Raw genomic sequence first — 24,472 nt, 5'->3', positions numbered from 1 at the left:
GGCCGGGCGCCTAACCGGACCACCGCGTTCTATGCCAAGAACGAGGCAAAATGTGACGGTCGACACGCTTGACCAGGAGCCCGGGCAGCCGGAGGAAACCGCCCTCACCTGCCGCGGCAGCCACTCGCGGAGGCTCGACGAGCTGCCCGGAGGGGCGGGCCCTGTGTTCACAAGGGCCCGCCACGGCTGCCCTACGGGTGCGACAGCTGCCCGCTGCCGCCCCGGCGGCGTATCCGCTCCTGCACGCGCTCCGCCGCCCTCGCGTCGCGACGGACCCGGCGCCGCTCGCGCCGCAGCGAGCGCGCCGTGCTGCTGGGGGCCGACACCACGCCGTTGCGCTGGTTCCACACCTGCCGGGTCACCCAGACGTCCAGCACGCCCCAGGTCGCCGCGATCGTGCTCGCCACGCTGCTCAGCACCATCGGGAACGCCAACCAGGAACCGGCCAAGGTGCACAGGAACGCCACCATCGCCTGGATCAGGGTCACCGCGATGATGATGACCGCGCGCACCGCCGCCGTCCGCACCGGATCGGGCAGCCTCCGCTTGCGCGCCGACTCCTCGATCCACAACGGCCGGTAATGCACCCGCTCTTCGGCGCAACGGGCGGAGAGCTTCCGTTCTTCCACCGCGATACCCTCCCCCGTCAGGAGGTCCTCCCCCGTCAGGAGGTCGCGCTCCGGTGCCTGGGCGCCCCTCGGCGCCACCTCGGCTGTCGCCGCGCCCTTTCCGGGCGCTACACGCCGCTCCGCCGTGCCCATCAACTCGTCACTCCCCACCGCCGGTGGACCAATTGGCTTCCGGATCCTGGGACCCGGCCCTCCACTGGTGCCCGACTTCCTCCGATTTACGCCGCCTGAGAGCGGCATGCGGGGCCTGTGGCCCATTCCGCCCCCTCATTCCCGTACAGAAAGACGATCGACGTGCGCCGAAGATTCCCGCCGAACGAAGAAATCCGGCCAACCGGCCAACTTCGCCGACGAGATGCCATGGGTTCAAGTGCCCGACAGGGGGAGGCAATCTCCTGTAATGAACGGACAACTCCCCATGTCTGGTGCGCCTCTGGTGGGCAGTGCGTCCGGCCCGCTCTTCGGGATACGGGTGTGTCGGTAGTAGGCTCACGCCGTTTGTTGACGCACGTGTGTGCCCCCGGGTTGGGTGGGGGTCGAGCTGGGGGAGGCCATGCGCTTTCGCGGGAAATCGATCCGCCGGAAGATCGTGGCGCTGCTGCTCGTGCCCTTGGTGGCGCTGACCGGTGTCTGGACGTTCGCCACGGTGTTGACGGGCCGTGAGGCGAGCGAACTCTTCAGGGTCGCGGACATCGTGGAGGAGGTCGGCTTCCCCACCGAGGACACGATCCGTGTGCTCCAGCAGGAACGCCGCGAGACCCTCGTCTATCTCGCCGACCCACGGGCCTCCGAGGCGCGCACGGCGCTCGAACGCAGCCGGTCCGCCACCGATCAGGCCGTCGCGGAGTTCCGTGAACACGCTCAGAACTCCGACCTGTTGGACGAGATGGGCGAGGCCACCTCGCTGCGGCTCACGGCCATCATGGACGCCCTCGACGGCCTGCCGTCCCTGCGCTCGACCGTCGAGAACGGCACCGTCACCGTCCCCCAGGCCCTCGGTCACTACAACGAGCTCGTGGACCCCTGCTTCACCCTGCTGTCCAACCTCCCGGCCCTGGACAGCGTGGAGATGGACAAGCAGGGCCGCGCCCTGATCAACGTCGGCCGCGCCCGCGAACTGCTCTCCCGCGAGGACGCGCTGCTCAGCTCCGTGCTCGTCGCGGACCGGATCACCCAGGACGAGATCCGGGACTTCTCCGACCTCGTGGCCCAGCGCACCCTGATGTACGACATCAGCCTGCCGCAGCTGCCCTCCGCCGAGCGCGACCGCTTCGCCCGCTACTGGAAGAACGCGAAGACCGCGCCCCTTCGCTCGGTCGAACAGGCCGTCATCGCCTCCGATCCCGGCAAGCCCAAGGGCGTCACCGCCAAGAGCTGGGACACCGCCGTCGAGCCCGTGCTCGCCGACCTCCGCGACCTCAGCGTCGAGGCGGGCGACCGCTATCAGGACCGCGTCAGCCCCCTGGCCACCAACGTCATCCTCAAGGCCGCCGTCGCCGGCGTCCTCGGCCTCTTCGCCCTGCTCTTCTCGCTCATCATGTCCGTCCGCATCGGCCGCGTCCTCATCCGCGACCTGCACAGGCTCCGCCACGAGGCCCACGAGACCGCCGGGGTGCGACTGCCCAGCGTGATGCGCCGGCTCGCCGCGGGCGAACAGGTCGACGTGGAGACCGAGGTGCCGCGCCTGGAGTACGACAAGAACGAGATCGGCGAGGTCAGCCAGGCCCTCAACACCCTGCAGCGAGCCGCCGTCGAGGCCGCCGTCAAACAGTCCGAACTCCGCAGCGGCATCTCCGAGGTCTTCGTCAACCTCGCCCGCCGCAGCCAGGTCCTGCTCCACAAGCAGCTCACCCTCCTCGACACGATGGAACGCCGGACCGAGGACACCGACGAACTCGCCGACCTGTTCCGCCTGGACCACCTGACCACCCGTATGCGCCGGCACGCCGAGGGCCTGGTCATCCTCTCCGGCGCCGCCCCGTCCCGGCAGTGGCGCAAGCCCATCCAGCTCATGGACGTCGTCCGCGCGGCCGTCGCCGAGGTCGAGGACTACGAGCGCATCGAGGTCCGCCGACTGCCCCGCGTCGCCGTCACCGGCCCCGCCGTCGCCGACCTCACCCACCTCGTGGCCGAACTCCTGGAGAACGCCACGGTGTTCTCGCCCCCGCACACCGCCGTGCAGGTCCTCGGCGAACGCGTCGCCAACGGCTTCACCCTGGAGATCCACGACCGCGGTCTCGGTATGTCGGCCGAGGCGCTCCTGGACGCCAACCTCAAACTCGCCGAGACCCCGGACTTCGAACTCTCCGACACCGACCGGCTCGGTCTCTTCGTGGTCAGCCGCCTCGCCCAGCGGCAGCAGGTCCGCGTCTCCCTCCAGCCGTCGCCGTACGGCGGCACCACGGCCGTGGTGTTCATCCCCGACGCCCTGCTCACCGACGACGTCCCGGACACCAACGGCATCGGGTTCCGCCTCGACCGCGCCCACCCCACCCGTGAGGCCGAGCTGGAGGAGGAGCGCAACGCGGCGCTCTCGCAGGTGCCGGTCCGGCTTCCGGGGCTCTCCGCCGGCATCCTGGACGGCCCGGTGGAGCTGGAGGCGCCGGTCGGCCTGGAGCCCCTGGACGGCTTCCCGGGCGGCCTCGACGACCAGGACGGCGAGGGAGGCGGGTTGTTCCGGCCGCGCCGCTCCCTCACCGGTGCCGGCGAGGACCCGCAGCAGTCGGCGCGGGACGGCGAGAGGCAGCAGGCCCCCCTCACCGATCCCGACCCGACGGTCGGCCCGGTGGCGCTGCCGCAGCGTCGGACTCCACATCTCGTCAGCTCGCACGGCCGTTCGGTGACCGGGCCGAGGTCGCGTGCCTCGGACGACGAACTCCAGCAGGGCCGCGGCGCCGGGACGGACGGGCTCGCCGACACACAGCCGTTCACCGCCCTGCGCGGCGACCGCGCCGAACCGCCCCACCCCGCAACCGACCGCCCCGGACCCGCGCACGTCTCCGGGGCGCACCTCCCCGGAGCGCTGCCCCCCGGCGGGCATGAGGCTCCCGCCCTGCCCCAGCGCCGTCGTACGACCTCGTCCGGCGGCGCGGCCCCCAGCACCTCGCAGTACGGTGGGGGCGAGCCCACCCCGCGCACGGACACGACGACCGACCAGGCAGAATCGGCTCCGAGCCCACTGCCTCGTCGTGTCCGACAGGCCAACCTGGCGCCGCAGTTGAAGGACGGCCCCGACCGGCGTGCCGAACGGGAGAGGTCCCGGCCCGAGCGGCGCCCGGACCCCGCCGAGCGCGACGCCGACGAGGTACGCAGCCGTATGGCCTCGCTCCAACGGGGTTGGCAGCGCGGCCGCGAGGAGAACGTCGACGGCGACGACGCCCACGACGTCTCAGCACCACGAGGAACGACTAAGGGGGACGGTCGATGACCGCACCGAAGGCCGAAGGGTCCACCACGAGCGGCATGTCCGGGGAGCTGAACTGGCTCCTGGACGACCTGGTGGAGCGTGTCGCCAGCATCCGCAAGGCGCTCGTGCTCTCCAGCGACGGTCTGCCCACGGGCGTCTCCAAGGACCTCACCAGAGAGGACAGCGAGCACCTGGCCGCCGTCTCCTCCGGATTCCACAGCCTCGCCAAGGGCGTGGGCCGCCACTTCGAGGCGGGCAGTGTCCGCCAGACCGTCGTCGAGCTCGACGAGGCCTTCCTCTTCGTCACGGCCGCCGGTGACGGGAGCTGTCTCGCCGTCCTCGCCGACGCCGACGCGGACATCGGCCAGGTCGCCTACGAGATGACGCTCCTCGTCAAGCGGGTGGGCGTCCATCTGGGCTCCGCCCCGCGCACCGATGTGTCCCAGGGCGGGTAGTGGGATGGCATGAACCGAGACGGTCAGGGAAGAAGCCACTGGTTCGACGACGAGGCCGGACCAGTGGTGCGTCCGTACGCCATGACACGCGGCCGGACCAACCACGCGATCCAGCACCGCCTCGACCTGATCGCCGTGGTCGTCACGGAACCGAACGTCGACGACCCGGAGGAGGACCACTCCCTCTCCCCTGAACACGTCCGTATCGTCGAGCTCTGCCGCGACACCCCCCAGTCGGTGGCCGAACTGGCCGCCGACCTGGATCTGCCCGTCGGAGTCGTCCGCGTCCTCGTCGGAGACCTCGTGGACGAGGAACTCGTCCACGTGACACGTCCCGTACCGCCGGCGGAACTGGTGGACGAGAGTATTCTGCGCGACGTGATCAACGGTCTCCGGGCGCTCTGAGCAGCGCGGAAGCGGAGTGGATACGTGACAGGCTGGCAGTTCTGGGTCGACCGAGGCGGCACCTTCACCGACATCGTCGCGCGGCGCCCCGACGGACGCCTGCTCACGCACAAGCTCCTCTCCGACAACCCCGCGCGGTACGCGGACGCGGCCGTCGCGGGCGTCCGGGAACTCCTCGACGCCTCCGGCGCTCCCATCGAGGCCGTCCGCATGGGCACCACCGTCGCCACCAACGCCCTCCTGGAGCGCAAGGGCGAGCGCACCCTCCTCGTCATCACCCGGGGCTTCCGCGACGCCCTGCGCATCGCCTACCAGAACCGGCCCCGCATCTTCGCCCGCGAGATCGAACTCCCCGAACTGCTGTACGAGCGGGTCGTCGAGGTCGACGAACGCATCGCCGCCGACGGCACGGTCCTGCGCACCCCCGATCTGGACGCCCTCGCGGTGCCCCTGCGGGAGGCGTACGACGACGGAATCCGCGCCGTGGCCGTCGTCTGCATGCACAGCCATCTCCACCCCGCCCACGAGCGGGCCGTCGGCGAGCTGGCCGCCCGGGTGGGTTTCCCGCAGATCTCGCTCTCCAGTGAGGTCAGCCCGCTGATGAAGCTCGTCCCACGCGGTGACACGGCCGTCGTCGACGCCTACCTGTCGCCCGTGCTGCGCCGCTACGTCCGGCACATCGCCGACGAACTGCGGGGCGTGCGGCTGATGTTCATGCAGTCCAACGGAGGGCTCGCCGAAGCCGGGCAGTTCCGCGGCAAGGACGCGATCCTGTCCGGGCCCGCGGGCGGCATCGTGGGCATGGCCCGCATGTCGCAGCTCGCCGGCTTCGACCGGGTCATCGGCTTCGACATGGGCGGCACCTCCACCGACGTCTCGCACTTCGCGGGCGAGTACGAGCGGGTCTTCACCACACAGATCGCGGGCGTCCGGCTGCGCGCCCCCATGCTGGACATCCACACCGTGGCCGCGGGCGGCGGCTCGGTCCTGCACTTCGACGGCTCGCGCTACCGCGTAGGGCCGGACTCGGCGGGCGCGACACCGGGCCCCGCCTGCTACCGGGGCGGCGGCCCGCTCACCGTCACCGACGCCAACGTCATGCTCGGCCGCATCCAACCCGCCCACTTCCCCGGCGTGTTCGGGCCCGAGGGCGACCAGCCGCTCGACGACGCGCTGGTCCGGGACCGCTTCACCGCCCTCGCCCGCGAGATCCGCGACCGGACCGGCGACGACCGCACCCCCGAGCAGGTGGCCGAGGGCTACCTGCAGATCGCCGTCGCCAACATCGCCAACGCGGTCAAGCGGATCTCCGTCCAGCAGGGCCACGACGTCACCCGCTACGCACTCACCACCTTCGGTGGTGCGGGCGGCCAGCACGCGTGCATGGTCGCCGACTCGCTCGGCATCCGCACCGTCCTCGTCCCGCCCATGGCCGGTGTGCTCTCCGCCCTCGGCATCGGCCTCGCCGACACCACCGCCATGCGCGAACAGTCCGTCGAGGCCCCACTGGAGCCCGCCGCCATGCCCGGCGTGCGACGGACCGCCGACGCCCTGGAGAGCGCCGCCCGCGCCGAACTCCTCGCCGAGGACGTCCCCGAGGACCGGATCCACCTCACCCGCCGCGCCCAGCTCCGCTACGACGGCACGGACACCCCCCTGACCGTCGAGCTGACCGAGCCCGACACCATGCGGCGCGCCTTCGAAGAACGTCATCGCGCCACGTACTCCTTCACGCTCGACCGACCGATCGTCGTCGAAGCCCTCTCCGTGGAAGCCACCGGTCTCACCGCACCCCCCGATCTCTCCGCCCTCGCCCCGTACGAAGGCCGCACCGCCACCCCGGAGACGGTCAGTCTCCACACAGGCGGTGCCTGGCGAGACGTCACCCTGCATCGCCGCGAGGAACTGCCCCCGGGCGAAACCGTCACCGGCCCGGCGATCATCACCGAGGCCGGCGCGACGACCGTCGTCGACGACGGCTGGCAGGCCGCGACGACCGACGACGGGCATCTGGTCATGGAACGCGCGGCGATCACGCAGAGTTCCGAACTCGACACGGAAAGTGATCCTGTTCTGCTGGAGGTCTTCAACAACCTCTTCATGTCGATCACCGAACAGATGGGCGCCCGCCTGGAGTCCACCGCCCAGTCGGTCAACATCAAGGAACGCCTCGATTTCTCGTGCGCCCTCTTCGACCCCGACGGCAACCTGGTCGCCAACGCCCCCCACATCCCCGTGCACCTGGGCTCCATGGGCACCAGCGTCAAGGAGGTCATCCGCCGACGCGGCACCTCGATGCGCCCGGGCGACACCTACGCGGTCAACGACCCGTACCACGGCGGCACCCACCTGCCCGACGTCACGGTGATCACCCCGGTCTTCGACACGCAGGGCAACCGGATCCTGTTCCACGTCGCTTCGCGCGGCCATCACGCCGAGATCGGCGGCATCCAGCCCGGCTCCATGCCGGCGAACAGCCGCACCATCGACGAGGAGGGCATCCTCTTCGACAACTGGCTCCTCGCCGAGAACGGCCGCTTACGTGAGCGGGAGACCCTCCACCTGCTCACCGAGGCCCCGTACCCCTCCCGGAACCCGCGTACCAACCTCGCCGACCTGCGCGCCCAGATCGCCGCCAACCAGAAGGGCGTGGACGAAGTCGCCCGCATGATCGGTGACTTCGGGCTCGACGTCGTCCAGGCGTACATGCGGCACGTCCAGGACAACGCCGAGGAAGCAGTCCGCCGCGTCATCGACACCCTGGAAGACGGCGAGTACGCCTACGAGACCGACTCCGGCGCCGTCATCCGCGTACGCGTGCGCGTGGACCGCGAGAACCGCGGCGCGACCGTCGACTTCACCGGTACGTCCGCGCAGCTCACCAGCAACTTCAACGCCCCCTTCCCGGTGGTCAACGCGGCCGTCCTGTACGTCTTCCGCACCCTGGTCGCCGACGACATCCCGCTCAACGACGGCTGCCTGCGCCCCCTGGACATCGTCGTCCCGCCCGGCTCCATGCTCGCCCCCGAACCCCCGGCCGCCGTCGTCGCGGGCAACGTCGAGACCTCACAGTCCATCACCGGCGCCCTCTACGCGGCCCTGCGTGTCCAGGCGGAGGGCTCCGGCACCATGAACAACGTCACCTTCGGCAACGAACGCCACCAGTACTACGAGACCGTCGCCTCCGGCTCCGGCGCGGGCGACGGCTTCCCGGGGGCGTCCGTCGTGCAGACCCACATGACCAACTCACGACTGACCGACCCCGAGGTCCTGGAGTGGCGCCTGCCCGTCCACCTCGAGGAGTTCGCCGTCAGGCGGGGCAGCGGCGGCGCGGGGCGGTGGCGCGGAGGCGACGGAGCCGTGCGCCGCATCCGGCTCCACGAACCAATGACCGTGTCCACGCTGTCGCAGCACCGTAGGATCGCCCCCTACGGGATGGCCGGCGGCGCCCCTGGAGCCCTCGGTGCCAACCGGGTGGAGCGCGCGGACGGCAGCCTCGTCGAACTAGGCGGAAGTGATGCGGCAGATGTCCTCCCCGGCGACGTACTAGTCATCGAAACCCCGGGCGGCGGAGGCTACGGCCCACCGCCGCGCGACAACCATCCAGCAGGAGAGAAGACCGATGATCCTCGGGCGCTCTGAGCGCGGCAAACCTCCGGTCGAGCCCGTCACGCTCAAGATCCTCGTGGCCGGCGGCTTCGGCGTGGGCAAGACGACCTGCGTCGGCGCGGTCAGCGAGATCAAGCCGCTGCGCACCGAGGAGGTGCTCACCGAGGCCGGACGCCCGGTCGACGACACCAGCGGTGTGGAGAACAAGACGACCACCACGGTCGCCATGGACTTCGGGCGCATCACCCTCCGCGAGGACCTCGTCCTGTACCTGTTCGGAACACCGGGTCAGGACCGCTTCTGGTTCCTCTGGGACGAGCTCGCCTCCGGCGCCCTGGGTGCCGTCGTGCTCGTCGACACGCGCCGCCTGGAGGACTGCTTCGCCGCCGTCGACTACTTCGAGCGACGGTCCATACCCTTCGTGATCGGCGTCAACTGCTTCGACGAGGCCGCGCGTTACCCGGCCGAGACCGTCCGACAGGCCCTCGACCTCGACCCCGACGTGCCGGTCGTCCTGTGCGACGCGCGCCGGCGGGACTCGGTCAAGGACGTCCTGGTCTCCGTCGTCCGGCACGCGATGGCGCACGCGACGGACAATCGCCAGACCGTCACCACCTGAGAGCACGACCCGTACCCCCGCCGACAGGGGTACGGGCCGTGGCTTCATGGGCACGCGCGCGTGGACCTCGTTCCACGCCGACGACGCGCACGCGCGTGGGCCTCGATCTCAGTCCATGGCGTCCTCGTGCCAGCCGAGGCTCTTCTCCACCGCCTTGCGCCAGTTGTGGTACTCACGGTCACGGACGGATGCCTCCATGGCCGGCGTCCACTCGACGTCCTTCTGCCAGTGCGATTTCAGCTCGTCGAGGTCGTCCCACACCCCGGTCGCGAGCCCGGCCGCGTACGCGGCGCCCAGACAGGTCGTCTCCGAGACCCTCGGCCGGATCACCGGCACGTCCAGGACGTCCGCCTGGTGCTGCATCAACAGGTTGTTCTTGGTCATGCCGCCGTCGACCTTGAGGGTCGTGATGCGCACCCCCGAGTCCTGGAACATGGCGTCCACGACCTCTCGGGTCTGCCAGCTCGTCGCCTCCAGCACCGCGCGCGCGAGATGTGCCTTCGTGACGTACCGCGTCAGCCCGGTGACCACACCGCGTGCGTCGGAGCGCCAGTAGGGGGCGAACAGGCCCGAGAACGCGGGCACGATGTACGCCCCGCCGTTGTCGTCGACGCTCGCCGCCAGCGGCTCGATCTCGTCGGCGGTACGGATGATGCCGAGCTGGTCGCGGAACCACTGCACGAGGGCGCCCGTGATCGCGATCGACCCCTCCAGGCAGTACACCGGCGCCTCACCGCCGATCTTGTACCCCATGGTCGTGAGCAGCCCGCTCTTCGACGGCACGGGCCGGTTCCCGGTGTTGAGCAGCAGGAAGCTGCCGGTGCCGTAGGTGTTCTTCGCGCTGCCCACGTCGTAGCAGGCCTGCCCGAACACCGCCGCCTGCTGGTCGCCGAGCGCCGATGCGACGGGGACACCGGCGAGTTGGCCCACCGCGGTGCCGTACACCTCGGCGGAGGACCGGATCTCCGGCAGGACCGCCTCTGGGACGTTCATCGCGGAGAGGATCGAGGTGTCCCACTGGAGGGACTCCAGGTTCATCAGCATGGTGCGCCCCGCGTTGGTGACGTCGGTGACGTGCCGTCCGCCGTCCGTACCACCCGTGAGGTTCCAGATCAGCCAGGAGTCGATCGTGCCGAAGGCGATCTCGCCGCGCTCCGCGCGGGTCCGGAGCCCCGGCACGTTGTCGAGCAGCCAGGCGGCCTTCGGACCGGAGAAGTAGCTGGCCAGCGGCAGACCGGTCTGCTCACGGAAACGATCCTGCCCGTCCGTTCCGCCGAGTTCGTTGCAGAGCGCCGAGGTACGGGTGTCCTGCCAGACGATCGCGTTGTGCACGGGCTTGCCCGTCGCGCGGTCCCAAAGGACCGTCGTCTCGCGCTGGTTGGTGATGCCGAGTGCGCTGATCTGGTCCGCGCGCAGGCCCGCCTTGGCGATCGCCCCGGCGACCACGGCCTGCACCTTCGACCAGATCTCCGTGGCGTCGTGCTCCACCCAGCCGGGCTTGGGGAAGATCTGGCGGTGCTCGCGCTGGTCGACGGCGACGATGGCGCCGCTGTGGTCGAAGACGATGCAGCGGCTCGAAGTGGTGCCCTGATCGATGGCGGCGACGTACTTCTGGGCGTTGTCCGGCATGACATCCCCTCACGTCTTACGTCGAAATCACGTCTTACGTCGGTTGCGTCAGAAGGCTGCGTTGTAGATGAGACCCGCGAGAACCCCGCCGACCAGCGGGCCGACGACCGGTATCCAGGCGTAACCCCAGTCGGAGGTGCCCTTGTTCGGGATCGGCAGGAAGGTGTGCACGAGGCGCGGGCCGAGATCACGGGCGGGGTTGATCGCGTAGCCGGTGGGCCCGCCCAGGGAGAGACCGATGCCGACGACCAGGAACGCGACCAGCAGGATCGAGATGCCAGAGCCGTAGATCCCGGCCTCCTCGCCGGGGATCTGGCCGATGCCGATGCCCGTGTTCCGTCCGAAGGCGAGGATCGGCAGGACCAGGGCGATCGTCGCGATGATCTCCGTGATCAGGTTGGCGGCCGGATTCCGGATCTCCGGGATGGTGGAGAAGATCCCGAGGGTCGGCGTCGGCTCGTTCGCCGTGCCCTCCGTGGTGCCCTCCTCGCGGACGTTCGCCTGGAACTGCGCCAGGTAGACGAGATAGGCGAGGACCGCCCCGAGCATCGCGCCGACCATCTGGCCGAGCAGATACACCCAGACCTTGTCCCATGTCTCCGTGTCGACCGCGATCCCCAGCGTCACCGCCGGGTTGAGGTGTCCGCCCGACAGGGGAGCGGCGGTGTAGGCGCCCGCCAGCACGGCGAAGCCCCAGCCGAACGCGATCACGATCCAGCCCGATGCCCTCGCCTTAGAGAGCCTGAGAGTGACGGCGGCGCACACACCGGCACCGAAGAGAATCAGGATCGCCGTACCGATGACCTCACCGACGAATATGTCTCCGTTGCTCATGGCGGCTCCTAGGCCCGGCCCGGAGTGATCGACCCCGGACCTTCCGTGCAGGGTGCGTTCCCATGGCTACTTCAGCCGAAGGCAGGGAGGTCCCGCGCCCCGCCCGGCGTCCGTGACGAGCGTGCCGTCGCAGCCGAATCGCCCGTGGGGGATGGCCCGTTGCGCAGGCGGGGAACCCGAGCGGCGCGGTGCACAAAGACGCCCGAATGCGGCGATGCCGACCGACACCGGAAGTGTTCACCGGCACCCAGGGGGCGTCAAGAACAAGGACGGCAATGGTTGGGGGCGGCTACGGGGCGCACACGCCCGCGTGGGGGCGTGTGCGCCCCCGCACGACCTGAGGCCCGGCGTGGTGGGGCCGCGGCCAGACGAGCGGGGACGGTGACGCTGCCGCCCGCCATCGCCGCTGTATCGGGCGACGACGGTGAGAACTGCCGCCCATGGCCGCCGTATCGGGCGACGCTGAGCCGCGCGTGGTGAGTGGTGCTGTGCCGAGCGTGTGAGATCGGGACTGCTGCCCGCCCACGGGCCTGTCCGGGTGTCTCCCGCCCTACCCCGCCGCCACTGCCTCGGCTCCCCGCAGGACCTCGTGGCCCGGTGCCCCGGCCCGCCCCAGCACCCAGCTGCCCCCGCCCAGCGCCTTGGCGGCCTTCTTCAGCGGCGCCAGGCGCGCGGCGGCCTGCCGGTGATCCCTGACGCTGCCGGGCGTACACACGACGGTGGCCAGCGACAGCGTCACCGCGTGCCCGCCGGCGGACCAGGGCGTGTCGAGCATCGCCTCAGCCAGCGGCTCGAGCCCGTCCGGCTCGGCGAGGAACAGGAAGTCGTCACCGCCGATGTGGCCCACCCGGGTCGCACCGGACGCGGCGTGCTGCAACTGCCGCCCCACCGACCGGATCAGCTCGTCCCCGGCAGCGAACCCCGCCCCGTCGTTGACCTGCTTGAAATGATCGACGTCCAGCCAACTCAGCGCGAACACCCGACCGTCCGCGATCCACCGGTCCACCTCGCCGGTGACCGCGTCCGAACCGGGCAGCCGGGTCAGCGGGTTGAGCCCCGCCGCCTCCTCGACCCGGCTCTCCGCGAGCGCCCGCAGAAGGTCCGCCAGCCGTACGACCCCCACGCACCGCCCGACCCGGTCGACCACCGCGACGTCGTCGGACGTACGGTCCCGGTCCCCGACCGCGACTACGTCGAGCACCTCCCACGCCGTGGCGTCCACCCCGACCGTACGCGGCTGGTCTCCGAGCCTGACGGCCGGCCGGTCGGCGTACAACGCGTGCCCGTAGCGCCCCGACAGCGACAGCAGGAACCGCGACCTGTGCACCGACCGCACCGGCCTGCCGGAGCCGTCCACGAGCAGCACCCCGGACACCTCGGGCGCACCGGTGAGCAACGCCCGTACCTCACCCGCCGAAGCCGTCACGGGCAGCAGGGCGGCCGGCCGCAGGAACTGCCGTACCGAAGGCCCCGACACGGGTGCCGAGACCACGGGGGAGAGAGACGGCACGTACACGTCGGCAGCGGGCAGCCGCGCGGGCGGCGCGAACAACTCGCCCTGCGCCAACTGCGCGCCCGCCTCCACGGCGGCCGCACACTGCGCCTCCGTCTCGACCCCCTCGACCGACAGCAGCCCGCCCACATGGTCGCAGAGCGTCCGCATGGCCCGTACCGCCGCGGGCCGCGCCAGCAACGACGCGTCCAGCTTGACCATGTCGGGCCCGAGATCCACGAGCAACCGCAGCGGTACGTCACCGTCGCCGACCCCGTCCGCGCAGATCCGGAACCCCTCGCCCCGGAGCGCGGACACCGCCTCCAGCAGCGCCGGCCGCGGCACGTGCGTGTACGGAGGCACGATGTCGACGGTCACCTCCCACGGCAGCCGTCCCGCTTCCCGTACGGCGTCACGCAGCGCGGCCAGACCGCCGAGGTCGGCCGGCGTCGCGGCGAAGACGTTCACATGCAGGGGCAGCAGGGTCTCCCGGAGTGCCGCGGCCCGGATCGCCGACGCGGCGAGCATGCCGTCGAGTTCCGGGTCCCGGCGGGCCTCCGCGAGGACGTCACCGGCCTCCGGACGCGCGAGTATCTCCAGCGCCGAGACCCCTCCGGTCGTCAAATTGACGATCGGCTGGAAGGCGAAGCGGAGCGTGTCCGACCAGGAGTGCACGGGAGCATGATGGCTCCGCCGACACGGACCCGAACGCGATTCATGAGCTGTTCACGCGGGTTTCCCACGCTGTCACAGCGCGTACGCACACCTGCCCGAGGATCACCGAACCGCGATCACCGCCGACCCGTGCCCGAACAGCCCCTGGTTGGCGCTGATACCCACCCGCGCCGCCGTGACCTGCCGGTCGGTCGCCTCGCCCCGCAACTGCCGCACCAGCTCGCACACCTGGGCGATAGCCTGAGCCGGAACTGCCTCCCCGAAGGAGGCCAGCCCTCCGCTGGCGTTCACCGGTATTCGCCCGCCCGGCGCCGTCACGCCGTCCCGCAACAGCTTCGCGGCCTCGCCCTCGCCACACAGCCCCAGATCCTCGTACCACTGCAACTCCAGCGCCGTGGACAGGTCGTAGACCTCGGCGAACGAGAGATCGTCGGGCCCGATGCCCGCCTCCTCGTACGCCGCCCGCGCGATCGACGACCGGAACGTCTCGTCCGGCGGCGCCACGGCGACCGCCGAGTCCGTCGCGATGTCCGGCAGGTCCAGCACCGTGTTGGGATAGCGGGGCGTCACCGTGGACACCGCCCGTATCCGCACGGGCTCGGCCACACCGTGGCCCCGCGCGAACTCCATGCTGGACAGCACGAGCGCCGCCCCTCCGTCCGAGGTCGCACAGATGTCCAGCAGCCGCAGTGGATCGGCCACGACGGCGGAGGCCGCGACTTCCTCGGCGGTGACCCGCTTGCGATAGCGCGCGTACGGATTGAGCGCCCCCAACGCGGAGTTCTTCACCTTGACCCGCGCGAAGTCCTCGGGAGTGTCCCCGTACACCGCCATCCGCCGCCGCGCGTACAGCCCGAAGTACGTCGGATTGGTCGCCCCGAGGACCCGGAAACGCAGCCAGTCCGGATCGTCCGCCCGGTCCCCGCCCGCAGGCCGGAAGAACCCCTTCGGAGCCGAGTCCGCACCCACGACGAGCACCACGTCCGCGAGACCGGCGAGGATCTGCGCCCGTGCGGTGCCCACCGCCTGTGCCCCGGACGCGCAGGCGGCGTACACACTCGTCACCCGGGCGCCCTGCCAGCCCAGGGCCTTCGCGAAGGTCGCCCCGGCCACATACCCCGGATAACCGCCACGCACGGTGTCCGCGCCGACGACCGAGCCGACGTCCCGCCAGTCGAGCCCCGCGTCCGCCAGTGCCGCCCGCGCGGCCACCGTCCCGTACTCGAGAAAACTCCTTCCCCACTTGCCCCACGGGTGCATGCCCGCGCCGAGCACCGCCACCTCGCCCGTCATGCCGTCACCCCCGTCGGCCGCCAGTGCCACGTCGTCCAGGTCGTCTCCGCGTCCTCGTTCAGGACACCGGGGACGACCTCCACCTCCATGCCCACCGCCAGATCGTCGACGGTGACCCCGGGAACCGCCTGTCCCAGCACCACAAGGCGCTCCGCGGCCAGTTCCACAGCGATCAACGCGTACGGTTCCCACGGAAGTTCCGGATCGGACACGTAGGGTGACGGAGGCCGGTACCGGCCGTCGGTGTACGACCACACACGGCCCCGTGGCGACAGCGGAATCTCGCGCAGGTCACCGCCCGGACAGCCCGGATTGCGGCAGAAGGCGTCCTCGCGAGGGAAGAACACCGAGGCGCACGCCGAACAGCGGGTGCCCAGCAGACGGAACCCCTCGCCTTCCCCGGTGAACCAGCCGGCGACCACAGGTGTGCGACTTCGGGACAAAGCGCCTCCCCGGCAAGTGAATCTGATGGCCCGTCAGGAGTGTGGCACGGCCGATCCGAATTGGGCAGGTCGCAGGAGAACCAACGGGCCCCGTCCGGCGTCGGAGTATCGGGAGGGCGGCCGGGGCCCACGGGGGTGGTTCCGGCCGTCCCTCTCCGTTTCGGCCACGCGGCGGAGTGGCGCAATGAGCCGCCCCGGTAAGACGACCAGCAGATGATCGGATACAGTCCGCCGCGTGTCCGCGAATCAACACCCAACCGCCAACTCCGCACCCGACTCGCATTGTTCGAGTTGCGGAGCGCCCTACGGAGAGGGCGTCTCCGGCTGGCCCCGAACCTGCGACGCCTGCCGCACCGTGGCCTACCGCAATCCGCTCCCCGTGGCGGTGGCCCTCCAGCCCGTGTACGACACCAAGGGCACGGCCCTTGTCGTGATCACACGGACCATCGCCCCCGCGCGCGGGGGAACCGCCCTGCCCGGCGGCTTCATCGACCACCGGGAGGACTGGCGGCACGCCGTCGTCCGGGAACTCAAGGAGGAGACGGGCATCTGCGCGGCCGACCGCGACGTGCGCCTCGCCGACGCCATGAGCTCACCCGACGGCCACTTGCTCCTGTTCGGGATGCTCCCGGAGCGCCCGGCCGCGAACCTGCCGCCGCCCGCCGCCACGGACGAGACGGAGGGCTGGCACCTGCTGCGCAGACCCACCGAACTCGCCTTCCCCCTGCACACCCTGGCCGTACAGGCGTTCTTCGACGGCCGCTACGTCTGAGCTGGGCCACGTCCGTGCCGAGGCCACCTCCGAGCCGGAACCAGGCTCACGCCCGGTCGAGCCCACGCACCCGCACGGGATACGAAGGCTCGACCGGACCCTCGTCCCCGTCCCGCTCCACGACCACACGCCGCCCCTCCCAACGCGCCGTGTAACGCTCGACCTCCGGCTCGTCCCAGCCGTCGCCCGCGTCCGGCACCACGAGCCCGCCCCCCGTCCGCCCGTGCGCGGGTGCCCACACCTCCAGCTCCAGGCCGCCGTCGGCGCCCCGGACCGGCACCACGGCACCCGCGCGCGCGAGTACCGGCACACGTGACAGGGGCGCCTCCAACAGCACCTGCCCCGGCCCCTCGTACGCCTGCCCGGTCACCGTGTCGTACCAGCGCCCCTGCGGCAACTGCACCGCCCGCCGGTCGGCGCCCGGGTCCAGCACCGGCGCCACCAGCAGACAGTCACCCAGCAGGAAGGCGTCCTCGCAGTCCCGCAGCGTCCGGTCCTCGGGCGCGTTCCACCACAGCGGGCGCACATAGGGCGCCCCCGTACGCCGCGCCAGATGGGCCAACGTCACGAAGTACGGCAGCAACCGCCGCCGCTCGACGAGCGCCACGCGCGCGTGCTCGACGATCTCGCCGCCGAACTCCCACGGCTCCCGGCGCCCCGCCCGCAGACTCGCGTGCGTACGGAACAGCGGCAGGTAGGCGCCGAGCTGGAACCATCGCAGATACAGCTCGGGCGACGGGCTCCCGTCGAACCCGCCCACGTCCGGACCCGAATACGGCACCCCGCACAGACCCAGCCCCAGCACCAGCGACAGCGATGCCCTCAGCCCGGGCCAGCCCGTCGCCACGTCCCCGGACCACGTCCCGCCGTAGCGCTGCATACCGGCCCACCCGGAGCGCGAGAAGACGAACGGCCGCTCCCCGGGCACCAGCTCACGCAGCCCCTCGTAGCCGGCGCGTGCCATGCACAGCGCGTACACGTTGTGCGCCTCGCGATGATCACCGCCCCGGCCCTCCAGATCGTGCCGGACCGACCGGGGGAGCGTGTTCTCCCCGAACGCCGTGAACGACGTCGGCTCGTTCATGTCGTGCCAGAACCCGGTGAAACCCTGCGCCAGCCGCTCCTCGTAGAGACCGCCCCACCACGCGCGCGTACGCGCACGCGTGAAGTCCGGGAAGACCGACTCCCCAGGCCACACGACACCCTCCACGACTCGCCCGACGGAGTCCCGCACGAACGCGTCCTCGGCCATGCCGCTGTCGTACACCGCGTTGCCCGGCTGAGACCTGACCGCCGCGTCGACGATCGACACCAGTCGGATCCCGTCGCGGCGCAGCTCGTCGGCGAGGTCCGGCAGCTTCGGGAAGTTCTCGGCGTCGACCGTGAACACCTGATGGGCGTCATAGTGGTCGATGTCCAGGTGCACCGCGTCGAGCGGCAGACCGTGCTCCCGGTAGCCCGCGACGATCCTCCGTACCTCCTGCTCGCTCCCGAAGCCCCACCGCGCGTGGTGATGCCCCAACGCCCACGCGGGCGGCAGCGCGGGAGCCCCCGTGAGCGCGGCCCAGGCGTGCAGCACGCGCGCGGGGGTCCCCACTATCACCCAGCAGCGCAGTGGACCGCCGTCCATCCGCAGCTCGGACGTCCCGGCCCGGTCGTGCCCCGAGCCCGCGCCCTCCTCGCCCTCGCGCAGCGTCACGGTCCCGTCCCACGTCGTGTCGTGGAACACCAGATGCGTGGCCGCGTCCGCCACCACCATCTGCACCGGCATCGTGATGTAGAGCGGATCGTCGCCGGGCGCGAACGGGTGAGCGGGATCCGTGTTCCACAGCCGATACGTTCCGCCACGCAGCCGGGGCCCGTCCGCGCGCCCACCCAGACCGAAGAACCGCGCGTCGGCCGCCACCTCGGAACGCTGCACCCACCGCCCCTCGCCCCCGCCGACCGGCTCCCACCAGCGGGGCGGCAGATCACGCCGCAGCGTCACCCCACCGGGCGTACGCACCTCGACGGCTCCGTGCCGCGACACGACGACCGTCACGCGCTCGGCCACGACCCGCCAGGCCCCGTCCTTGTCCGGCTCCAGAACAGCCCGCGGATCCGGCTCAGGACACCGGCCCGCGAGCGCGTACGACGGCTCCGGCCCCGCCCCGTCCCAGCCCCAGAAGACCGCTCCGTTCACGTCCACGGTCACCCGCAGCTCGGACCGGCTGAACCGGACGATCCCGCCGCCGGGCCCCGGCTCCACACCCACCACGGGCCCGGGCACCCGGGCCCGCTCGGCGCCCCGCGCCGGCAACCCCGCGGCGTCGGCACGCCTCCTGCGCCATGCGGCCCGTACGGTGCGCAGCCCCTGCGCCGCCCCCGCCGAACCGACCGCTTTCACCCAACGCACCAGGTCACGACCGTCCATGCCGCTCACCCTGCCATTGACCGGGCCATTCGTGTGAGCCGTTCAACTTCCGTTCACCCTTGGTGGTGGCGCATCTTCACGCACCGGACCATCTACGGCACACCCTGGTGCGGAAGTCGATCACATGGCATCGTCCGTGTCAGCCGCGTCACGCGCACACCCCTGCCCGTGCGCGCCCGACGCACACGACGCGCACAGTCCGGGAGCCGCCCCATGACCACAGCGAACCCCTCGCCGCTCTGGCAGCCCGACGCGGAACGCATCGCGCGGGCCCAGATCACCCGATTCCAGTCCTGGGCGGCCGAGCACCACGGAGCCCCCGCCGAGGGTGGATACCCGGCCCTGCACCGTTGGTCCGTCGACGAACTCGAGACGTTCTGGAAAGCCGTCACCGAGTGGTTCGACGTACGGTTCACCACCCCCTACGCGCGCGTGCTCGGCGATCGCACCATGCCCGGCGCCCAGTGGTTCCCCGGAGCCACCCTCAACTACGCCGAACACGCTCTCCGCGCGGCCGACGACCGCGCCGACGAACCGGCCCTGCTCCACGTCGACGAGACCCACGAACCCCGCCCGGTGACCTGGTCCGAACTACGCCGTCAGGTCGGCTCCCTCGCCGCCGAACTGCGCGCCCTCGGCGTACGCCCCGGAGACCGCGTCAGCGGCTACCTCCCGAACATCCCCGAGGCCGTCGTCGCCCTCCTCGCCACAGCCGCCGTCGGCGGCGTCTGGACCTCCTGCGCCCCGGACTTCGGCGCCCGCAGCGTCCTCGACCGCTTCCAACAGGTCGAACCCGTCGTCCTGTTCACCGTCGACGGCTACCGCTACGGCGGCAAGGAACACGACCGCCGCGACGTCGTCGCCGAACTCCGCCGAGAACTGCCCACCCTGCGCGCCGTCGTCCACATCCCACTGCTCGGCACCGAAGCTCCCGAAGGCGCCCTGGATTGGCCCGCCCTGACCTCCGCGGACGTGGAGCCGACCTTCGAACAGGTCCCGTTCGACCACCCCCTGTGGGTGCTGTACTCCTCCGGTACCACCGGCCTCCCCAAGGCCATCGTCCAGTCCCAGGGCGGCATCCTCGTCGAACACCTCAAACAACTCGGCCTGCACTGCGACCTCGGCCCTGAGGACCGCTTCTTCTGGTACACCTCCACCGGCTGGATGATGTGGAACTTCCTCGTCTCCGGCCTCCTCACCGGCACCACGGTCGTCCTGTACGACGGCAGCCCCGGACATCCCGACACCGGCGCCCAATGGCGCGTCGCCGAACGCACCGGCGCGACGCTCTTCGGCACCTCCGCCGCGTACGTCATGGCCTGCCGCAAGGCCGACATCCACCCGGGCCGCGACTACGACCTCTCCCGCGTCCAGTGCGTAGGCACCACCGGCTCCCCGCTCCCGCCCGACGGCTTCCGCTGGCTCCACGACGAGGTCCGCGAAGACCTCTGGATCGCCTCCGTGAGCGGTGGCACCGACGTGTGCTCCTGCTTCGCGGGAGCCGTCCCCACCCTCCCGGTCCACATCGGGGAACTCCAGGCCCCCGGCCTCGGCACCGACCTCCAGTCCTGGGACCCCAGGGGCAAACCCCTCATCGACGAGGTCGGCGAACTGGTCGTCACCAACCCCATGCCGTCCATGCCGATCCGCTTCTGGAACGACCCCGACGGCACCCGCTATCACGACAGCTACTTCGACACGTACCCCGGCGTCTGGCGCCACGGCGACTGGATCACCCTCACCGCACGCGGCTCCGTCGTGATTCACGGCCGCTCCGACTCCACGCTCAACCGCCAAGGCGTCCGCATGGGTTCGGCCGACATCTACGAAGCCGTCGAACGCCTTCCGGAAATCAAGGAATCCCTCGTCATCGGCATCGAACAGCCCGACGGCGGCTACTGGATGCCCCTCTTCGTCCAACTCGCCCCAGGAGCAACACTCGACGAGGCCCTCCTCAACCGCATCAAGCAGACCATCCGCGAACAGCTCTCCCCACGCCACGTCCCCGACGAGGTCATCGAAGTCCCCGGCGTCCCCCACACCCTCACCGGCAAACGCATCGAGGTCCCCGTCAAACGCCTCCTCCAGGGGACTCCCCTGGAGGAGGCGGTCAACCCCGGCTCCATCGACAACCTCGACCTCCTGCGCTTCTACGAGGACCTGGCCCGCGAACGAGCCTGATCACCCTCGACCAACCGGCGTTGTCAGTCGCGACGGTTACTGTGAGTGAGCATTGATCGACTGCTCGCACAGGGGGAAGACATGGCACACACCAGCCACCAGAGCATGCGAAGGGTCCTGCGCCGCGAGATCGCGGGCACCATCGGCCTGCTGGCCGACGAGCACGACTTCACCGCGATGCGGCGCTACCGCAGCTTCGCCTTCGACGACCACACGGCCTACCTCCGACAAGTGGAAGCCCTGCTCAAGACACTGGCCGCGCAGGGCAACCACACCATGGTCGCTCTCTTCGACCCGGAGGAGTACGCCGAATTCTGCGCCGACACCGGCCTCGAACCGGACACCCCGTCCAGCCGCACCCGCTTCACCGCCGAACTCGCCTCCACGGGCGCCAGCATCCCGTACGAGGGACAGCCCCTCGCCGAGCTCGTCCCCGACCTGATCGACGAAGCCGTCCGCCTGGCCACCTGGGAGTACGCCACCACACTCCTCGCCCAGATCGGCGACTGCGCTTCCTGCGGCGAGGACATCGGACGCGCCGCCTTCTCCCGCGCCATGCACCTGCTCCGGCGCATCCTCGACACCGCGGACCCCGGCGAGCGCCACCTCGTGTGCAGCGTCTCGGCCAAACCCCAAGCACTCGCCGCCGTCCTCCACGCCGACCAGAACGCCGAAGGAGCCACGCACCTGGACGAGTCCGAAGCCCTGCAGTTCGCCACGGTCCTGGCCCTCGGCATCGCCACCCGAAGCCCCGGTGGACTCGTCATGCGCACCACCGCCCCGGACGCGACCGACCGCGTCTACGGCTGGCGCCTGCGCGGCGACGGCCTCGAACCCCTCACCGCGGGAGAGGTCTTCGACGCCTACTGCACCGACATGGAATCGGGAGACCTCGTCTCCCCGGAATCCGGCGTCGACTACTGCACCCCACCCGACCTCGGAGACGACCTCCGCCAGGGAGGCGCGGCCACGGACGGACACACGCACTGAACGGCGAGGGGCGCTCCACCCACAGGTGGAGCGTCCCTCGGCCGCAAGCGCTCGTCGCGACGCTACTCGCCCGACAGCACCGCCTGCGCCGCGCCGCGTGCCTCCTCGGCCGTGTCCGCCGCTCGCGCGGCAGCCGCGGCACGCTCGCACTGCGCCAGCGTGTACTTGGCCAGCGTGGCCCGCACATACGGAATCGACGCCGCGCCCATGGACAGAGAGGTGACACCCAGACCGGTCAGCACACAAGCGAGCAGCGGATCCGAAGCCGCCTCACCACAGACACCACAGCTCTTGCCCTCGGCCTTCGCCGCCTCGGCGGACAGCGCGACCAGGTCGAGCAGTGCGGGCTGCCACGGATCCTGCAGCCGGGACACCGCCCCCACCTGTCGGTCCGCCGCGAACGTGTACTGCGCGAGGTCGTTGGTCCCTAGCGACAGGAACTCGACCTCCTGCAGGATCGACCGAGCCCGCAGCGCCGCCGACGGGATCTCCACCATGGCACCGAACTTCGCCCGCAACCCCGCCTCCCGACACGCGTCGGCGAACGCCTTCGCGTCCGTGCGGTCCGCCACCATGGGCGCCATGACCTCGAGGTAGACCGGCAGACCCTCGGCGGCCTTGGCGAGCGCCGACAGCTGCGTCCGCAGCACCTCGGGGTGGTCGAGCAGCGTCCGCAGCCCGCGCACACCGAGCGCCGGGTTCGGCTCGTCGGCCGGGGTCAGGAAGTCCAGCGGCTTGTCGGCGCCGGCGTCGAGCACCCGCACGACCACACGCCCCTCGGGGAAGGCCTCCAGCACCTGCCGGTATGCCTCGACCTGCTTCTCCTCGGACGGCGCCGTCTTGCTGTCGTCCAGGAAGAGGAACTCGGTACGGAACAGCCCGACCCCCTCGGCCCCGGCCTCCACGGCCGCGGGCACATCAGCGGGACCACCGACATTGGCCAGCAGCGGAACCTTGTGCCCGTCAGAGGTGGCCCCCGGCCCGCTCGAAGCGGCCAGAGCTGCCCTCCGCGCCGCCGCGGCGGCCTCCAACTCGGCCTTCTTCTCCGCACTGGGGTTCACGAAGATCTCACCGGTACTGCCGTCCACAGCGATGACCGTGCCCTCGGCAAGCTCCCCGGCCCCGGGCAGGGCCACCACGGCCGGCACCCCGAGTGCCCGCGCCAGAATCGCGCTGTGACTGGTCGGCCCACCCTCCTCGGTGACGAAACCGAGGACGAGGGTCGGGTCGAGCAACGCCGTGTCCGCCGGCGCCAGGTCACGAGCGATGAGGACATACGGCTCGTCACTGTCCGGCACACCCGGCATCGGCACCCCGAGCAGCCGGGCGACGATACGATTCCGCACGTCATCGAGGTCGGCCACCCGACCCGCGAGGTACTCGCCGGCACCCGCCAGCAGAGCGCGGTACGCGGCGAACGCGTCGTAGACCGCACGCTCCGCCGTGCTCCCCACGGCTACACGTCGCTCCACATCCGCCATCAGCTCGGGATCCTGAGCCATCAGGGCCTGGGCCTCCAGCACGGCCTGGGCCTCGCCCCCGGCCAGATTGCCGCGCGCCATCAGGTCGGCGGCCACCGCGTCCACGGCCTTACGGGCGCGCCCCTGTTCCCGCTCCGCGTCCTCAGCCGGTATCTGCTTGGCCGGCGGTTCCAGCACCGCCGTACCCATGTGCCGAACCTCGCCGATCGCCACACCGTGGCTCACACCGACGCCTCGCAGCGTTGTCTCCATCTCACCTGTCTCCGTTAGTGCGGCGGGCCCCGCCACCGCGGTGGTTGTGGAACTTGTGGTCCGGTACGGCTGGGCCGTCACTGCCAGCCGAAGAGGGTGTCGCCCGCCTTCACTTCGCCGTCCTCGCGAAGTTCGGAGAGGGAGTCGGCCGTGGCCTCCAGGGCCACGACAGGGCAGATCGGGGACTTGCCCGCGGCCTCGACGTCGGCGGGGTTCCAGCGCACCACGGCCTGACCGCGCTGCACGGTGTCGCCCTTGTTGACGAGCAGCTCGAAGCCCTCACCGTTGAGCTGCACGGTGTCGATACCGAGGTGCGTCAGTACACCGTGCCCCTCACCATCGACCACGACGAACGCGTGCGGGTGCAGCGAGACGATGACCCCCTCCACGGGCGCGACCGCCTCCCCTGCCTCGCGCACGGGGTCGATCGCGGTGCCGGGGCCGACCATCGCTCCCGAGAACACGGGGTCCGGTACGGCGGCCAGTCCAATGGCCCGTCCGGCAAGAGGGGACGTCACGGTGGTCATGGGAAGCCTCCCAGGGTGGAGAGTCAGATGAAGTACCCGTTCCGCACCATAGCTCCGGATTAGAGGTCTAGACCACCCCGCCAAGTGATTTGCACCTGCTCGGCGGCCCCATGTACAGTCGTAGACCTGCCTGAGGGCAAGCGGCACCTTGTGTCTGAGCCCGGCAGCACCAAACTTGTTCAGATCCTATCTCGGGGTCATCTTCTGCATGCCTGCAGGATGGTGGCTAAGAGGCCGGAAAAACACTGATAGAGTTTGGAACACCGAAGGGGAGCGCCCGGAGGAAAGCCCGAGAGTGACTCGGGTGAGTACAAAGGAAGCGTCCGTTCCTTGAGAACTCAACAGCGTGCCAAAAATCAACGCCAGA

At 70.8% G+C, this 24,472-nt stretch carries 17 protein-coding genes; 8 read left to right on the top strand and 9 right to left on the bottom strand.

The annotated features are described in order from the left end of the window. Positions 1–191: 191 nt before the first annotated feature. Positions 192–761, bottom strand: coding sequence for a hypothetical protein (locus tag ACWD26_RS32375; RefSeq protein ID WP_451275517.1), 570 nt, complete (start codon positions 759–761; stop codon positions 192–194). 421 nt (positions 762–1,182) lie between these two features. Here ACWD26_RS32375 and ACWD26_RS32370 point away from each other — a divergent pair, with 421 nt between their 5' ends. The 5 genes from ACWD26_RS32370 to ACWD26_RS32350 are packed head-to-tail and all read left to right on the top strand — an operon-like array spanning position 1,183 to position 9,123. Next, the gene (locus ACWD26_RS32370; RefSeq protein WP_451275516.1) at positions 1,183–4,056 is read left to right on the top strand and encodes a nitrate- and nitrite sensing domain-containing protein; all 2,874 of its coding nucleotides are present in this window, start codon (positions 1,183–1,185) and stop codon (positions 4,054–4,056) included. Next, positions 4,053–4,490, top strand: coding sequence for a roadblock/LC7 domain-containing protein (locus ACWD26_RS32365; protein ID WP_451275515.1), 438 nt, complete (start codon positions 4,053–4,055; stop codon positions 4,488–4,490). Before ACWD26_RS32370 ends, ACWD26_RS32365 begins: the two co-directional genes overlap by 4 nt. Positions 4,491–4,499: 9 nt before the next feature. After that, positions 4,500–4,895, top strand: a complete 396-nt coding sequence (locus ACWD26_RS32360; RefSeq protein WP_451275514.1) for a DUF742 domain-containing protein — start codon at positions 4,500–4,502, stop codon at positions 4,893–4,895. 24 nt (positions 4,896–4,919) lie between these two features. Continuing rightward, entirely contained in the window at positions 4,920–8,537 is a 3,618-nt protein-coding gene (locus tag ACWD26_RS32355) for a hydantoinase B/oxoprolinase family protein (protein ID WP_451275513.1), read from the top strand. Continuing rightward, the gene (locus ACWD26_RS32350; RefSeq protein ID WP_451275512.1) at positions 8,518–9,123 is read left to right on the top strand and encodes a GTP-binding protein; all 606 of its coding nucleotides are present in this window, start codon (positions 8,518–8,520) and stop codon (positions 9,121–9,123) included. The genes ACWD26_RS32355 and ACWD26_RS32350 overlap by 20 nt, the downstream gene beginning before the upstream one ends. A 108-nt stretch (positions 9,124–9,231) precedes the next feature. Here the strand turns inward: ACWD26_RS32350 and glpK are convergent, their stop codons facing one another. The 5 genes from glpK to ACWD26_RS32325 form a co-directional block, all read right to left on the bottom strand. Beyond that, the gene (gene glpK, locus ACWD26_RS32345) at positions 9,232–10,752 is read right to left on the bottom strand and encodes a glycerol kinase GlpK (protein ID WP_451275511.1); all 1,521 of its coding nucleotides are present in this window, start codon (positions 10,750–10,752) and stop codon (positions 9,232–9,234) included. A gap of 48 nt (positions 10,753–10,800) precedes the next feature. Continuing rightward, positions 10,801–11,586, bottom strand: a complete 786-nt coding sequence (locus ACWD26_RS32340) for an MIP/aquaporin family protein (RefSeq protein WP_451275510.1) — start codon at positions 11,584–11,586, stop codon at positions 10,801–10,803. A gap of 550 nt (positions 11,587–12,136) precedes the next feature. Beyond that, positions 12,137–13,753, bottom strand: coding sequence for an EAL domain-containing protein (locus ACWD26_RS32335; protein ID WP_451275509.1), 1,617 nt, complete (start codon positions 13,751–13,753; stop codon positions 12,137–12,139). Positions 13,754–13,855: 102 nt separating this feature from the next. Next, positions 13,856–15,046: a lipid-transfer protein gene (locus ACWD26_RS32330; RefSeq protein WP_451275614.1), complete on the bottom strand. Its 1,191-nt coding sequence runs from the start codon at positions 15,044–15,046 to the stop codon at positions 13,856–13,858. Next, positions 15,043–15,468 carry a Zn-ribbon domain-containing OB-fold protein gene (locus ACWD26_RS32325; RefSeq protein ID WP_451275613.1) on the bottom strand — a complete coding sequence of 142 codons (426 nt, stop codon included), beginning with the start codon at positions 15,466–15,468 and terminating at the stop codon, positions 15,043–15,045. The genes ACWD26_RS32330 and ACWD26_RS32325 overlap by 4 nt, the downstream gene beginning before the upstream one ends. Before the next feature lie 256 nt (positions 15,469–15,724). On the opposite strand from ACWD26_RS32325, the gene ACWD26_RS32320 reads away from it, so the two are divergent. Further along, positions 15,725–16,261, top strand: coding sequence for an NUDIX domain-containing protein (locus ACWD26_RS32320; RefSeq protein ID WP_451275508.1), 537 nt, complete (start codon positions 15,725–15,727; stop codon positions 16,259–16,261). Positions 16,262–16,307: 46 nt separating this feature from the next. On the opposite strand, the gene ACWD26_RS32315 is transcribed toward ACWD26_RS32320, so the two are convergent. Further along, positions 16,308–18,674, bottom strand: coding sequence for a glycoside hydrolase family 31 protein (locus ACWD26_RS32315; RefSeq protein ID WP_451275507.1), 2,367 nt, complete (start codon positions 18,672–18,674; stop codon positions 16,308–16,310). A gap of 213 nt (positions 18,675–18,887) precedes the next feature. Here ACWD26_RS32315 and ACWD26_RS32310 point away from each other — a divergent pair, with 213 nt between their 5' ends. Together ACWD26_RS32310 and ACWD26_RS32305 are read left to right on the top strand one after the other, a co-directional pair. Next, on the top strand, positions 18,888–20,855 hold the full coding sequence (locus ACWD26_RS32310) for an acetoacetate--CoA ligase (RefSeq protein WP_451275506.1): 1,968 nt from the start codon (positions 18,888–18,890) through the stop codon (positions 20,853–20,855). Positions 20,856–20,936: 81 nt separating this feature from the next. After that, the gene (locus ACWD26_RS32305) at positions 20,937–21,845 is read left to right on the top strand and encodes a hypothetical protein (protein WP_451275505.1); all 909 of its coding nucleotides are present in this window, start codon (positions 20,937–20,939) and stop codon (positions 21,843–21,845) included. A 62-nt stretch (positions 21,846–21,907) separates the two neighbouring features. Here ACWD26_RS32305 and ptsP read toward each other — a convergent pair whose 3' ends face one another. Continuing rightward, positions 21,908–23,578: a phosphoenolpyruvate--protein phosphotransferase gene (gene ptsP, locus ACWD26_RS32300; RefSeq protein WP_451275504.1), complete on the bottom strand. Its 1,671-nt coding sequence runs from the start codon at positions 23,576–23,578 to the stop codon at positions 21,908–21,910. 77 nt (positions 23,579–23,655) lie between these two features. Beyond that, on the bottom strand, positions 23,656–24,105 hold the full coding sequence (locus tag ACWD26_RS32295) for a PTS sugar transporter subunit IIA (protein WP_451275503.1): 450 nt from the start codon (positions 24,103–24,105) through the stop codon (positions 23,656–23,658). Positions 24,106–24,472: the final 367 nt, after the last annotated feature.

The organism is Streptomyces sp. NPDC002787 (genome assembly GCF_053592095.1).
This window is presented reverse-complemented; position numbering and strand designations above follow the sequence as displayed.